A 14180-nucleotide genomic window follows, 5' to 3' on the forward strand; every position below is an offset into this window, starting at 1 on the left:
TATGTGTGGCATTGTCGGTGCGGTAGCAAACAGAAATATCGTTCCATTACTCATTGAGGGTTTAAGCCGCCTTGAGTACCGTGGTTATGACTCAGCGGGGATTGCAGTGCTCAATCAGCAGATTGAGCGTGTACGTTCGGTCGGCCGCGTGGCTGAGCTGGAGAATAAAGCGCAAGGTTTACAGAGCCATATCGGCATCGGGCATACACGCTGGGCCACCCATGGTGGAGTGACAGAGCAGAATGCGCACCCGCATGTCTCGCCAGCACAGGATAATGCGCAAATAGCCGTGGTACATAACGGCATTATCGAAAACCACGACGAACAGCGTGACCGCCTGACGGCCTTGGGCTACCAGTTTTATTCACAGACAGACACCGAAGTCATTGCGCATCTGGTGCATTATTATTACCAGCAAACCAGAGACTTGTTGAAAGCAGTGCAACATGCCATCACTGAACTGACCGGCGCTTATGCCATCAGTGTGGTCGCCCTGGATAATCCAAGGCAATTAGTGGTTGCCCGTCTCGGTTGTCCATTGTTGATTGGCCTGGGCGAGCAGGAAAACTTTGTGGCTTCCGATGTCTCTGCGGTACTGTCTGCTACACGCAAAGTGATTTACCTGGAGGATGGCGACGTCGCCACTTTAAATACCGATGCCGTGGTGATCTATGACAGGCAAGGCGAAACGGTGCAACGTAAAGTGCATATGAGTGATGTTTCACTAGCCTCGCTTGAGCTTGGTCCATATAGCCACTTTATGCAAAAAGAAATTCATGAACAACCGCGTGCGATCAGCGATACCATAGAGGCGCTGATTGATGATGGTGCCTTTAGAAGTGAGTTGTTTGGTACATCTGCTTCAGCCATTTTTCAGCAAATCGATAGCGTATTAATCCTGGCAGCAGGCACCAGCTATTACGCCGGCCTCACTGCCAAATACTGGCTGGAAAGCATCGCCAAAATCCCAACCTCAGTAGAAATTGCCAGTGAATACCGCTACCGCGACTCTGTGCCCAACCCTAAGCAGCTAGTGGTCACTATCTCGCAATCCGGTGAAACGCTGGATACCATGGAAGCGCTCAAGCATGCTCAGAAACTGGGACATCCGTTTAGCCTGGCGATTTGTAATGTGCAGGAAAGTGCTATTCCGCGAGCATCGTCACTGATTTTCTACACCCGTGCCGGCGCCGAAATCGGTGTTGCCAGTACCAAGGCCTTTACCACGCAACTGATTGCGCTGTTTGTGCTTTCAGTGACGTTAGCGAAAGAGCGTGGCTTGTTAGCGCCTGAGCAGGAACAGGCTTACCTGACCGACTTGCGCCAGCTTACCAGTAGCGTTCAGATTGCCCTGAATCTGGAGCCGCAGATCCGCGAGTGGGCTGCCCGTTTTGGTGATAAAGAGCATGCACTATTCCTTGGTCGCGGCGTGCATTTCCCTATCGCAATGGAAGGGGCGCTCAAGCTTAAGGAAATATCTTATATCCATGCCGAAGCCTATCCGGCAGGCGAACTCAAACATGGTCCGCTGGCATTGGTAGATAGCAATATGCCGGTAGTCGTCATCGCACCTAACGATGCCCTGCTGGAAAAAGTGAAATCCAATATGCAGGAAGTGAAGGCGCGCGGCGGCGAGTTGTTTGTGTTTGCAGATGCTGACAGCCATTTTAATGCTTCGGAAGGTGTGCACGTCATCCGTACACCAAGACATGTAGGCGTGCTATCACCGATACTGCATGTGATCCCTGTCCAATTACTGGCCTATCATGCCGCGTTGCTGAAAGGCACGGATGTGGATAAACCACGTAATCTGGCCAAGAGCGTCACTGTAGAATAAATACAAATCTTGAAAAGCCCCAGCAATTGGGGCCTTTTTACAATTAAGAAGTAGATTGCTTTCGCCTATACTACTATTTGGAAACTAGTCACCGGTCTCCCGGTGCTAATCAGGAAATGTAGTCATGACCACATCACATCAGAGTATTATCGGGCGCCAGCCTATTGTTAATGACAAGCAGGAGATCATTGGTTACGAGTTCTTTTTTAGGAAAGAGTCCGATGGCAGTGATACGCCGTTTGAAGAAGACATTCAAACCTGCGCCAAAATCCTCTCCACCACCATGGATGAAATGCACGAAAGCTGGCTGTTGGGTCAGCAACTGGCATTTATCAATGTCGACCATGTCATGCTGGGTAGCGAGTTTCTGGAGTTGATGCCAGCCGAAAAAACGGTATTGGAGATTGTGCACCAGGTCGATGTGACGCCAGAAATCATTGCGCGATGCCAGGCGCTCAAAGCCGCCAAATTCAGAATCGCACTGGATAACCCGCAACGTCATAGCCATCTCGAAGCCCTGATTCCAATCGCGGATTATATCAAGCTCGATATGCGCGAAATAACGATTGAACAAGCCAAAACATGGCTAAACAAATACCAGAAACCTAATTGCAAGCTGATTGCCGAAAAAGTCGAACAAAACGCGCAATTCAAGAGCTTGCAAGAAGCAGGCTACCCGCTGTTTCAAGGCTACTTTTATGCCAAACCCGAAAACCTGAATGCAAAGGTCATCAACCCCAGTTTTGAAGGGGTGCTGAATATATTGAACCTGGTCAGCCAGGAAGCCGACAACCGGGACATTGAAAACGGTTTCAAACGCGATACCACCCTCAGCTATAAATTATTGCGCTACATCAATTCAGTTGGTTTTGGCTTGTCGTGCGAAGTCCAGTCTATCGGTCATGCTTTGACCATACTTGGCCGTAACCAGCTCTATCGCTGGCTGACCTTGCTGATGGTCACGGCCGGTAATAACAGCACCTCCCCTGCCCTGATGAAAACCTCGATTACGCGCGGACGCCTGACTGAGCTGTTGGGTGAACCTTTCTTTGACAAGAAAGACCGAGATAACCTGTTTGTGGTCGGCGTATTTTCCCTGCTGGACGTGATGCTGAAAGTGCCGATGGAAGATATTCTGGATAAGTTGCAGTTACCAGAACCGATTATGGATGCATTGACCAAACGTGAAGGTATTTTTGGCCCTTTTCTCAAACTGACCGAAGCTTGTGAAGATGCCAACAGTGACCAGATCCTGCACCTGGCCGAGATGTTGCAGCTGAATCCGGATAAGGTGAACCAGTGCCATATGGAGGCTTTGGCCTGGACAGAAAAGTTAGGCGTTTAAAAACAGATGCGTATCATCCTCTTGAAAAAATAAAGCGAATTCCCATATTGAAATCACAGATGCTTGCAGTTTGAGGTCTGTGAATCAGTTAATCGCTTAATTTTTAAAAGGATAAACGTATGCGTACTTATGACTTAACCCCACTCTATCGCACCGCCATTGGTTTTGACCGTTTGGCAAAAATGCTCAATGACGGCCAGCGCAGCGAAAACGAAATCAGCTACCCGCCTTATAACATCGAACTGGTCGATGAAAACGCTTACAAGATTGTCATGGCCATTGCCGGGTTCCAGCTAAACGAGCTGGAGATTGAAACAGAACACCAGACCTTGCGCGTGACTGGCCGCAAAGCCAAAAAAGAGCAGGAAACCACTTTCCTGCATCGTGGCATTGCCAACCGCGATTTCGAACACAAATTCCAGTTGGCCGACCATGTCAAAGTCACCGGCGCCAATCTTGAAAACGGTTTATTGAGTATTGCCCTGGTGCGTGAAATCCCGGAAGCGCTTAAGCCGCGGAAAATTGAAATCGGTACGCAAGCGCAATCCAATGTTTCAAACTTCATTGAGCAAAAAGCTGCCTGATTAGAGGCTAGCTGAAAAAGGGCCCGCCGGGCCCTTTTTCATATCTGCATCTCAATACCTGGATTCGTTTGCGTTTAAACAAGCGTACTTCGGCGATGCGTATTAAAATACGTTTTTAGAATTTTTGAAGGCTTGCAAATCCTATGGCCCAATATGTGATGTCCATGCTCCGCGTGAGCAAAATCGTACCTCCCAAACGGCAGATCATTAAAAACATTTCCCTGTCATTTTTCCCTGGCGCCAAAATTGGCCTGTTAGGTTTAAATGGTTCCGGTAAATCGACCGTCTTGCGTATCATGGCCGGGGCTGACAAAGACTACGAAGGTGAAGTGCAATGGCAGCCGAATATTTCCATCGGTTACCTGCCACAGGAGCCGGAACTGGATGCAGAAAAAACCGTACGCCAGGAAGTGGAAGCTGGCCTGGGTGCCGTGATGGAAGCCAAGCAGAAGCTGGAAGAAATCTACGCAGCATATGCCGAGCCGGATGCCGATTTTGACAAACTGGCCGAAGAACAGGCAAAATATGAAAATATCCTGACTGCCAGCGGCAGTGATGTAGAGCAACAACTGGAGATCGCCGCCGATGCCCTGCGCCTGCCACCGTGGGATGCCAAGATAGGCCCATTGTCTGGCGGTGAAAAACGCCGTGTCGCCTTATGCAAATTATTGCTATCCAGACCAGACATGCTGCTGTTGGATGAACCGACCAACCACCTGGATGCCGAATCAGTGGAATGGCTGGAGCAGTTCCTGGTGCGCTTCCCGGGCACTGTAGTTGCCGTGACTCATGATCGCTACTTCCTTGATAATGCTGCCGAGTGGATCCTGGAACTGGACCGTGGCGAAGGAATTCCATGGAAAGGCAATTACTCCAACTGGCTGGAGCAGAAAGAAGAGCGCCTGGCCCAGGAACACAAACAGGAAGATGCCCACCGCAAAGCCATGAAGCAAGAGCTGGAATGGGTGCGCCAAGGTGCAAAAGCGCGTCAATCGAAGAGCAAGGCACGTTTGGCCCGTTATGAAGAAATGTCCGGTGTCGAGTACCAGCGCCGTAACGAAACGCAGGAAATCTTTATTCCGCCAGGTGAGCGCCTGGGTAACCAGGTCATTGAATTCAACAATGTCTCCAAAGGCTTTGGTGACCGCCTGCTGATCGATAACCTTTCCTTCAGTATCCCTCCTGGTGCGATTGTCGGTGTGATCGGCCCTAACGGTGCCGGTAAATCCACGCTGTTCCGCATGTTGCAAGGCAAAGAACAGCCAGATAGCGGTGAGATCATCAAAGGCCCAACCGTGCAGCTTGCTGCGGTAGACCAAACGCGCGAAGGCCTGGATAACGACAAAACGGTATTCGAAGCCATCTCTGGTGGCCTGGATATATTAACGGTAGGCAAATTCGAAATGCCTAGCCGGGCCTATATCGGCCGCTTTAACTTCAAAGGCGGTGACCAGCAAAAAATTGTCGGTCAACTATCAGGTGGTGAGCGTGGTCGTTTGCACCTTGCGAAAACGCTGATTTCCGGCGCCAATGTCTTGCTGCTGGATGAGCCTTCAAATGACCTCGATGTAGAAACCCTGCGCGCGCTGGAAGACGCCTTGCTGGAGTTTTCCGGTTGCGTACTGGTGACCTCGCATGATCGCTGGTTCCTGGACCGGATCGCGACGCATATCCTGGCTGCGGAAGGCGATTCACAATGGACGTTCTTCAACGGCAACTATCAGGAATATGAAGCCGACAAGAAAAAACGCCTCGGTGAAGAAGGCGCCAAGCCAAAACGTATCCGTTACAAACCAATCGCTCGTTAAAAATAAAAAGCCCATTCACTTGAATGGGCTTTTTGTAATCTTGTATGAAGATTTCCGTCATATCAACGTAATTCCGAATTTACAAACAGTTAGACCTATTCTTTAATATCGTCGAACGTAAGAGCGACAGTCAAAGCCTTGCCTTGTGCGGGGCTTTTTTCATAATGAAGTCCCACAGAGCCGCAGGCAGTAAACGCATCAGCCTGGCGACGATACCCATTTGCCAGGGAATCACGGTAAAGCGTTTTTGTGCAGAGATAGCCTGGATAGCTTTATTGGCAAACACATCTGCATCCATCAGAAATGGCATGGGATAAGTATTAATATCCGTCATAGGGGTACGAATATAGCCTGGCGCGATTGTGGTTACGGAAATATTGTTTAGCTGCATTTCCACGCGCAAACTTTCAAGATAGGTAATCGCCGCGGCTTTACTTGCGCTGTAAGCCCCTGACCCCGGCAAGCCACGTATGCCTGCCACGCTGGCGATGCCTATCAGTTGCGCCGGCTCACCTTTCCCTGCTGATTCTTTCATTGCGTTGATAAAAGGCTGGAAGGTATGCACCATGCCCATGACATTAGTATCAAACACGGCCTGGAAGGCGGAAATATCTTCCTGGTATTCCGTCAGGGTACCGCGGCTGACACCGGCATTGGCAATCACAATATGGGGTGTACCTATATTTGCCAAAAACTCGCTGGCAATCGTTTGCATGCGCTCAACATCACGCACGTCGGCCACATAGCCATGAACCTGGCTGCCATACGCAGTCACTATTTCATTTTGCAGGGTGTCCAATGCGGATTGTTTACGGCCTATGAGTGCCAATGTGCATTGCGCACCATAATGCCGGGCATAGGCTTTTGCCAGCGCTTGCCCTATGCCGCTGGAGGCGCCGGTAATAACGATACGAAGTTGGGAAGGGTCTGACTGTGGCATAAAACTTACAGAAAAAAATGGTTGGGTTAGAATGCCATAAAACAACATGTGGAAACCATCATGAATCTGGAAAAAGTCATTTTTGGGTTTTTTATTATTTTGGCTATGACGCTCAACTTCGGTTTTTTTGTCGGCCAGATTGATAATCCCAAGCACCATTTGCATTATGAGTTGTATGCAGCCATCGTGGTCAACCTGATTGCGACCGTGCTCAAGTTTGGCGACCGTACCCAGATTGGCGCCATTCACCTGGCCACTAGCCTGGTGGCTGATTTGCAGTTGATTGCTGCTGCCATTATCTGGACTGCAGCCGGTACGCAATCTACCGAGCCGGAAGTCATCGTGGGTATCGTTTCACTGTCCGGTGGTGCTTTTCTGGCCAATGTGACTTCAGTGATCTTACTGATTTACGAAACAGTCACCCTGCGTCGTTAGCTTTATTCAGTAATGAACCTTAATCAGATCATTTTCCTGATTCTGCGGCGCATGCGCGCGCCGCTGTTGATGGTGATTATCAGCTACGCCATCGCACTGATCGGTTTTGTGCTGATTCCTGGCGCCGATGATCACGGCCAGGCTTATCACCTGAGTTTTTTCGATGCGTTTTATATCCTGAGTTATACCGCTACTACCATCGGCTTTGGGGAAATCCCCTACCCGTTCACCGGTCACCAGCGCATGTGGATGACCTTCTCCATTTATTTCACGGTGATTGCGTGGTTTTATGCCATAGGGGCGATTATTGCCCTGTTCCAGGAGGCTACCCTCAAGCAGGCGATTAAAACCGCCAGGTTCCAGCGCGATGTCTGTAACCTGAGGGAGCCGTTTTACCTGATTTGTGGCTACGGCGAGACCGGTAGTGAGCTGGTGCGGGCGCTGGATAGAAATGAGCTGCGGGTGGTAGTACTTGAAATCGCGCCTGAGCGGATTAACGACCTGGAAATGACGGATTACCAGTTTTATGTGCCTCATTTATGTGCAGATGCCAAGCTGTCTGAAGTGCTGCTGTACGCGGGCATCAAAAACCCCATGTGCCGGGGCGTGGCGGCATTGACGGATGATGATCATGCCAACCTCGCCATTTCGGTGGCCATCAAGCTGATCAAACCGGAATTGCCGGTGCTTGCGCGGGTGGAAAATGATGTGGTGGCGGCCAATATGGCCTCGTTCGGCACTGATCATATTATTAACCCCTACAAGATTTTTGGTGAACATCTGGCCATGCGGCTGAATTCGCTGGGTACCTATCTGTTACACGAGTGGCTGACCAGAGCCCCAGGTGATGCGATTGCGCCACCGGCAGCGATTCCCAAAGGTAAATGGATTGCCTGTGGTTTTGGCCGGTTTGGCAAATCGGTGGTAAACAGCCTGCAGAATGGTGCTATGGATGTGACGATTATTGAAGCGGATCCGCAAGGCACGCAATGCGAGAACTGTATTGTCGGTAGCGGCGTGGAGTCACATATTCTGCAGGAAGCCGGGATAGAACATGCGATAGGCATAGTGGCAGGCACAGACAATGACATTAATAACCTGGCGATTGTGATGACCGCGCAGGAAGTGAATCCGAAACTGTTTGTGATTATCCGCAAAAACAAGCGCCATAACGATCCGCTATTTGATCACTTTAATGCCGATATCACCATGCAGCCCAGCGATGTGATTGCGCATACCTGTTTGTCTTATATGGTGTCACCGATGCTGGCTGAATTTCTGGCGAATGCCAGGCATCAAACCAATGCCTGGGCGAATGCGGTGATTGCCCAACTGGTGTCCAAATTAGGCGAGCAGGTGCCGGATACCTGGGATATCACGATTGAAGGCGAGATGGCGTTTGCCGTCTGTTCATTAATGCAGCAAGGTTTGCAACCTACCCTCCGACACCTGGTCATGAGTCCTTCAGGGAAGCGGCACGAAATGCCGGTGGTACCATTGATGCTGGTGCGCGGCGACCAGAAATCCATGCTGCCGGAGCTTTCAACCCCGTTACAAATGGGGGACAAGATCTTATGTTGCGGCATGGACCAGGCAAAATCGATACAGCGTTATGTCATGCATGACATCAAGACATTGCACTATATCGTCACTGGTACCGAAATGCCCGAAACCTGGATTGGTCGCTGGTTGAAGTCGTAAAAAAAGCCCTGTAACTGCAGGGCTTTTTATTACTGTCCGTCAGGTTTACTTCTTCCCGCTGGCTTTGTCTTTGCGCACATTGTTAATAATAAAATCAGCTGTTTGCAAGGCTGCGTCGTTACCGCCGGCCATGGAGCTACCGGTAATATACTTGCCGTCAATAATCAGGCTAGGTACACCTGTGGCACCCGATGACTTGAAGGTTTGCATGGCTTTGTTCATCTGCATGGTCGTTGCAAATGACTTGAACGCTTTTTCAACTTTAATCTTGTCCAGGCCACCCTGTTTAATCACCCAATCAATCGCCGCTGCTTCATCCGCCGGGTTAAGTGTCTTGCTTTTATGAATGGCGTCAAACAGCTGGCTGTGCAGTTTGTCCAGTACGCCTAGTTCCTGCATGGCATAGTAGGTTTTAGCCATTGGCGCCCAACCTGCGTTTGGCAAGGCCGGTACCCGTTTGAAATAAACATCAGCAGGTAATTTCTTCACCCATGCTTCCAATGGCTGTTCCATATGGTAGCAATGCGGACAGCCGTACCAGAAGATTTCCATGACTTCGATTTTTGCAGGTTGGTCGGTCGCGATTTGTTGCGTGACCTGGTCAAACTGCTGACCTGCTTGTGGATCCGCCCAGGCTGCACTGGTAAGTCCAGTCAGGAGCATCAAGCTTAACAACAATTTTTTCATATAATGAGATTCCTTGTTCGGTGGAAAGTAATGATTAAACGTATCGATAATTTGCAAATTGATGATTTAACGTAACCGGGTGACACTGCGATGACACAGCCCAAGGTTAAATCAATGTTTAATGTGCAGACGACTCGATATTGACCTTGATCAGATTGGCCTGGAAGCCATTGGTTTCCAGGTCATGGCTGATTTTACTGATCTTGGCCAGATCGCGCAGAGGGCCAATGCGGACCCGGTGCATGGTGCCCTTGTTGGGGATATCTGCCGTTTGCACAAATGCTTCAAAACCGACCAAGGCCAAGCGTGTTTTCAGGTTGTTGGCATCATCTTCTCTGGCAAAAGCACCCACCTGCACAAAATAACTTTCCTGCTTGATGGTAGGGTTCTTTTTTACCTGTTCTTCGCTGATTTTGCTCTCGGTATCTGGCAAGATGGTATAGAAATCAAATTTGTTCGGGTCTTCGATAGAGGCACTGCCCGGTTTGACTTCCTCTTCCGTCACCGTATTTTTAATCGGTAATTCGTGCTGGCTTTCGTCTTTTTTGAAGGCACTGGAGAACGGGCTATGGTCACCTTTAATGTAAATGATCAGGGCCACTGTCAGGGCGACCCCCAAAAAAAGCCCTACCAGCAGGCCGTTAAAAAACGAGCTGCCACTGCTTTTAGCTTTGGCTTTTGTTTGAGAGGGTTTGTAATCGCGACTCATGTGTAGTGTTTAACCATTCATTTCTGTGAGGTATTTCTAACTCGTTATGCGACAGCGCATGTTTAACGCATTAAATACGCTTACATTTTTTCCGGTGCACTTACACCCAGTAGTTGCAAACCGTTGCGTAATACCGTGCGTGTGGCGGTAATCAGTGACAGGCGGGCCTGTTTGATCTGTGCGTCATCCACCAAAAATTTCGTGTCATTGTAATAACTATGCAAGGCACTGGCTAGCTCTTTCAGGTAATTGGCAACCATATGCGGCGCCAATGCCTGGCAAGCGGTGCTGACTACTTCCGGATACTGGCTGAGTGCCTGCATCAATGCGGTTTCTGCCGCAGAGGTTAATGGTGACAGATCAGCATCGGCCAGGCTGGCACTATCGCCACCCCACTGGTTGAGTACACTGCAAATACGCGCATGCGCATATTGGATATAGTAAACCGGGTTGTCATTGGTCTGCGCGCGGGCCAGGTCAATATCAAATACCAGCTGGGAATCTGCACTACGCGCGGCCAGGAAATAGCGGGTCGCGTCACAGCCGACTTCTTCAATCAGGTCGCGCAAGGTGACATAACTGCCAGCCCGTTTTGATAGTTTGACTTCTTCGCCACCGCGCATAACGGTCACCATCTGATGAAGTACGTATTCCGGCCAGCCTTGTGGAATGCCGGTATTCAGCGCCTGCAAGCCAGCGCGTACGCGGGTGATGGTGCTGTGGTGATCGGCGCCCTGCTCGTTGATCACGCGTTTGAAGCCACGGTTCCATTTTTCCCGGTGGTAAGCGACATCCGGTACAAAATAGGTATAGCCGCCCTCTTTTTTGCGCATGACACGGTCTTTGTCGTCGCCAAAATCGGTGGTGCGCAGCCACAGTGCGTCATCCTGCTCGTAGGTGTGCCCACTGCTGATCAAAGCCTGTACAGCGTTGTCTACTTTGCCTTCGGTATACAAAGCACTTTCCAGCGAAAACACATCAAATTTGATCTGGAAAGCCTGTAAATCGAGATCTTGTTCATGGCGTAAATAGGCCACGGCAAATTTGCGGATAGATTCGGCATCATTGATATCGCCGCTCGCGGTAACCGCCATATCGTCCGCAGTCACGGTTTCTTTGGCTAAATAAGCCTTAGCAATATCGGCGATATATTCGCCACGGTAGCCATCTTCAGGGAAGCGCGCATCGTCAGTGGCAATGCCTTGTGCCCGCGCATGTACGGATTTGGTCAGGTTATCAATCTGCGCGCCTGCGTCGTTGTAGTAAAACTCGCGCGTCACGTCCCAGCCATTCGCATCCAGCAAACGGCATAGGCAGTCACCCACGGCCGCACCGCGTCCGTGGCCGACATGCAACGGACCGGTCGGGTTAGCCGAGACAAATTCCACCTGCACTTTTTCAAGCTGGCCGGCAGTATTGCGGCCAAACGTTGTACCCGCCTGAAAAATACTTTTGACGATATCCTGCTTGCTTTGTGCGGAGAGGAAGAAATTAATAAATCCGGCACCGGCGATTTCCACTTTGCTGATCACACTATTGGCGGGCAGGCCATCAATAATGGTTTGTGCAATGGCGCGTGGATTCTGCTTGAGCGGTTTGGCCAACTGCATGGCAATATTGCTGGCGAAGTCACCATGCTCGGCGGACTTTGGCCGCTCAAGAATGATATTCAGGCTGGAGGTGTCTTCCACCAGCGGGGTTACCGCTTGCAGAATCAATTCTGTGATCGTTTGTTTCAAGGTTAAAATGGTGCGGAATAGTCAAACCGCCATTTTAACCTAATAAACCACTTTCACCCATGTGTTCAGCAGCCCTTTCCTCTCCAGCCATCTCTTCCACAGGCATTGTCCGCGTGGTGCTGGATGTGCCATTGGATCGGCAGTTTGATTACCTGAATCCAGGCCTGGATATTCTCGTAGGCAATCGTGTCGTTGTGCCTTTTGCCGGACGGCAGCTGATTGGCATTGTCATGGCTTTGCCTGCAGAAAGTGAAGTGCCCGTAAATAAACTGAAGGCCGTGATACAAGCCTTTGACGATGTTCCGTTTGATGACGCTACCTTGAAATTGCTGCGTTTTTGCGCGGACTATTATCATTACCCATTCGGCCAGACGCTGCTCTCCAGTTTGCCATTGCGCTTGCGGCAAATCAAACCGGCGGTGTCGCGAAAGATGTGGATGTATGCATTGGCGCATGCAGTGCCTGAGAATTTGGTAGGCAAGCGCCAGCTTGTACTTTCCCGGCTCATCACTCTGCTGCAGCAACATAAAGAATGCAGCGAAACGCAGTTGGGTGACGTGTCTTCCGGCTGGCGCAAAACCATACAGCCATTGCTGGAAAATGGGCTGGTGACCCGGCGTGAAGTGGTGGCGATACGGCCTTCATTAGCAGCCTCTGACCAGGAACCGACACTGAACGATGAGCAGGCGCACGCAGTTAAAGCCATCTTGAATAAGATAGACCGCTTTGAGCCCTGGTTATTGTTTGGGGTGACCGGCTCGGGCAAAACAGAAGTCTATATCCGCCTCTTGCAAGCCGTGCTGGCTGAGCCGAAATCTCAGGTATTGATTATGGTGCCCGAGATCAATCTTACGCCGCAGCTGGAAGGCCGTTTCCGCAGTCGTTTAAGCCAGTTTTCACTGGTGACTTTACACAGCCATCTAAGTGAGAGTGAGCGCTTGCAGCACTGGCATGCCGCGCAGTCAGGCGAAGCACGCATCGTGATCGGTACGCGTTTGAGTGTGTTTACACCCATGCCGCATCTCAAGATGATGATTCTCGATGAGGAGCACGACGGCTCCTATAAGCAACAGGATGGCATGCGCTATCACGCACGCGATGTGGCGTTGGTGCGCGCCAAACAATGCCGGATTCCGGTAGTGCTGGGTAGTGCCACCCCTTCGCTGGAAAGCTGGTACAACGCGCTGGGACAGGCAGGTAGTGTTGCGGCTGGCCAGAAAAAGCCAACTTACCGGCTGCTGACATTAAAAAATCGTGCTGCGGCGCAGGCGCAATTGCCACGCATATTTTGTGTGGATACCACGCACTCGCCACCGGAAGCCGGGTTAACCCCACAATTGAAACAGGCGATAACTAAACGCCTGGAGCGGGGTGAACAAAGTTTACTGTTCATCAACCGGCGTGGTTATGCGCCGGTATTGCATTGCTCCGCCTGCCAATGGCTGGCAGATTGCCGCCGCTGTTCGGCGAAAGTGGTGTTGCACCTGCGGCAACGGCTACTGCGCTGTCACCACTGCGGCGATGAGCAAGCGGTTCCCCTGCAATGCCCGAGTTGCGGCAATGCCGATTTGCGCCCTGTCGGCCAGGCAACGCAACGTGTGGAAGAAACCTTGCAGCAGCTGTTTCCACAAGCCCGTGTCGCCCGCGTAGACAGAGATACGATCCAGGGTAAAGATGCTCTCACCGAACTGCTGTCCGCCGTGCATGCCGGAAAAGTAGATATTCTGATTGGTACGCAAATGCTAGCCAAAGGCCATGATTTTGCTAACCTGACACTGGTCGGTGTACTGGACACCGACAGCGCGCTGTATAGCCCTGATTATCGCGCCAGTGAGCGCCTGTTTGCACAGCTGATGCAGGTGGCCGGGCGCGCAGGCCGGGGCGATAAGCCAGGTGAAGTGTTGATACAAACTGCCTTTCCGCAGCACCCGTTATTTGCTGCCTTGCAACAGCAAAATTACGCCGAATTCGCCAACACCCTGTTGCAGGAACGTATCATTTTACAGTTTCCGCCAGCAGCTTATATCGCCGTCATGAAAGCAGAAGCTGCTGATTATGCGCTGGTGGAGCGGTTTTTAAACGATTTGACACAATCTGCCCGCGAATATGTCCTGCAAAACGCTGGCACTTTCCCTGAAAAACCGATGATTTATGACCCGGTGCGGCCCGGCATTGCCAGGTTAAATCGTATGGAGCGCGGATATGTGATGTTGCAATGTGGACAACGTGGCGCATTACAACAACTTTTGCAGGCTGCGGTGGCCTGGGCAAGACAGCACCCATTGCAGGCAAAAATACGCTGGGTAGTCGATGTGGATGCGCTTGAATATTGATTTTGAAGGGTTTTTACAACAATTAAAGTGTTTTAGCGGTAAAGATTGTAAAAATTTGTAGG

General features: G+C 50.6%; 11 protein-coding genes. 7 read left to right on the top strand and 4 right to left on the bottom strand.

Annotated elements, in window-relative coordinates; translation table 11 throughout:
- Position 1: 1 nt before the first annotated feature.
- The 4 genes from glmS (at position 2) to ettA (ending at position 5574) form a co-directional block, all read left to right on the top strand.
- The gene (gene glmS, locus ACFQ2T_RS09550; RefSeq protein ID WP_379033624.1) at positions 2-1837 is read left to right on the top strand and encodes a glutamine--fructose-6-phosphate transaminase (isomerizing); all 1836 of its coding nucleotides are present in this window, start codon (positions 2-4) and stop codon (positions 1835-1837) included.
- A 124-nt stretch (positions 1838-1961) separates the two neighbouring features.
- Entirely contained in the window at positions 1962-3182 is a 1221-nt protein-coding gene (locus ACFQ2T_RS09555; protein ID WP_379033626.1) for an EAL and HDOD domain-containing protein, read from the top strand.
- Between the two features lie 119 nt (positions 3183-3301).
- Positions 3302-3766 (top strand): Hsp20 family protein, encoded by a 465-nt coding sequence (locus ACFQ2T_RS09560; RefSeq protein WP_379033629.1) that lies wholly within the window; start codon positions 3302-3304, stop codon positions 3764-3766.
- A 143-nt stretch (positions 3767-3909) separates the two neighbouring features.
- Positions 3910-5574, top strand: coding sequence for an energy-dependent translational throttle protein EttA (gene ettA / locus ACFQ2T_RS09565; RefSeq protein WP_379033632.1), 1665 nt, complete (start codon positions 3910-3912; stop codon positions 5572-5574).
- A 130-nt stretch (positions 5575-5704) separates the two neighbouring features.
- On the opposite strand, the gene ACFQ2T_RS09570 is transcribed toward ettA, so the two are convergent.
- Complete coding sequence (locus ACFQ2T_RS09570) at positions 5705-6514, bottom strand: SDR family oxidoreductase (protein WP_379033634.1); 810 nt, start codon at positions 6512-6514, stop codon at positions 5705-5707.
- Between the two features lie 60 nt (positions 6515-6574).
- On the opposite strand from ACFQ2T_RS09570, the gene ACFQ2T_RS09575 reads away from it, so the two are divergent.
- Complete coding sequence (locus ACFQ2T_RS09575) at positions 6575-6949, top strand: DUF6394 family protein (RefSeq protein ID WP_379033637.1); 375 nt, start codon at positions 6575-6577, stop codon at positions 6947-6949.
- A gap of 12 nt (positions 6950-6961) precedes the next feature.
- Positions 6962-8650: a potassium channel family protein gene (locus ACFQ2T_RS09580; protein ID WP_379033640.1), complete on the top strand. Its 1689-nt coding sequence runs from the start codon at positions 6962-6964 to the stop codon at positions 8648-8650.
- 45 nt (positions 8651-8695) lie between these two features.
- On the opposite strand, the gene ACFQ2T_RS09585 is transcribed toward ACFQ2T_RS09580, so the two are convergent.
- From ACFQ2T_RS09585 to argS, 3 genes are all read right to left on the bottom strand, one after another.
- Entirely contained in the window at positions 8696-9337 is a 642-nt protein-coding gene (locus tag ACFQ2T_RS09585) for a thiol:disulfide interchange protein DsbA/DsbL (RefSeq protein ID WP_379033642.1), read from the bottom strand.
- Between the two features lie 118 nt (positions 9338-9455).
- On the bottom strand, positions 9456-10046 hold the full coding sequence (locus ACFQ2T_RS09590; RefSeq protein ID WP_379033644.1) for an SPOR domain-containing protein: 591 nt from the start codon (positions 10044-10046) through the stop codon (positions 9456-9458).
- 80 nt (positions 10047-10126) lie between these two features.
- Positions 10127-11785, bottom strand: a complete 1659-nt coding sequence (argS, locus tag ACFQ2T_RS09595) for an arginine--tRNA ligase (protein WP_379033647.1) — start codon at positions 11783-11785, stop codon at positions 10127-10129.
- A gap of 59 nt (positions 11786-11844) precedes the next feature.
- On the opposite strand from argS, the gene ACFQ2T_RS09600 reads away from it, so the two are divergent.
- Positions 11845-14118 (top strand): primosomal protein N', encoded by a 2274-nt coding sequence (locus ACFQ2T_RS09600; protein ID WP_379033650.1) that lies wholly within the window; start codon positions 11845-11847, stop codon positions 14116-14118.
- Positions 14119-14180: the final 62 nt, after the last annotated feature.

Origin of the sequence: Methylophilus flavus (genome assembly GCF_042678905.1) — a bacterium.
In the GTDB taxonomy this organism is placed as follows: Bacteria; Pseudomonadota; Gammaproteobacteria; order Burkholderiales; family Methylophilaceae; genus Methylophilus; species Methylophilus flavus.

Coding starts and splice junctions, on each gene's coding strand:
- ACFQ2T_RS09580 (WP_379033640.1), top strand. CDS start 6,962: ATGAACCTTAATCAGATCATTTTCCTGATTCTGCGGCGCATGCGCGCG.
- ACFQ2T_RS09555 (WP_379033626.1), top strand. CDS start 1,962: ATGACCACATCACATCAGAGTATTATCGGGCGCCAGCCTATTGTTAAT.
- ACFQ2T_RS09585 (WP_379033642.1), bottom strand. CDS start 9,337: ATGAAAAAATTGTTGTTAAGCTTGATGCTCCTGACTGGACTTACCAGT.
- ACFQ2T_RS09600 (WP_379033650.1), top strand. CDS start 11,845: ATGTGTTCAGCAGCCCTTTCCTCTCCAGCCATCTCTTCCACAGGCATT.
- ACFQ2T_RS09590 (WP_379033644.1), bottom strand. CDS start 10,046: ATGAGTCGCGATTACAAACCCTCTCAAACAAAAGCCAAAGCTAAAAGC.
- ACFQ2T_RS09560 (WP_379033629.1), top strand. CDS start 3,302: ATGCGTACTTATGACTTAACCCCACTCTATCGCACCGCCATTGGTTTT.
- ettA (WP_379033632.1), top strand. CDS start 3,910: ATGGCCCAATATGTGATGTCCATGCTCCGCGTGAGCAAAATCGTACCT.
- glmS (WP_379033624.1), top strand. CDS start 2: ATGTGTGGCATTGTCGGTGCGGTAGCAAACAGAAATATCGTTCCATTA.
- ACFQ2T_RS09575 (WP_379033637.1), top strand. CDS start 6,575: ATGAATCTGGAAAAAGTCATTTTTGGGTTTTTTATTATTTTGGCTATG.
- ACFQ2T_RS09570 (WP_379033634.1), bottom strand. CDS start 6,514: ATGCCACAGTCAGACCCTTCCCAACTTCGTATCGTTATTACCGGCGCC.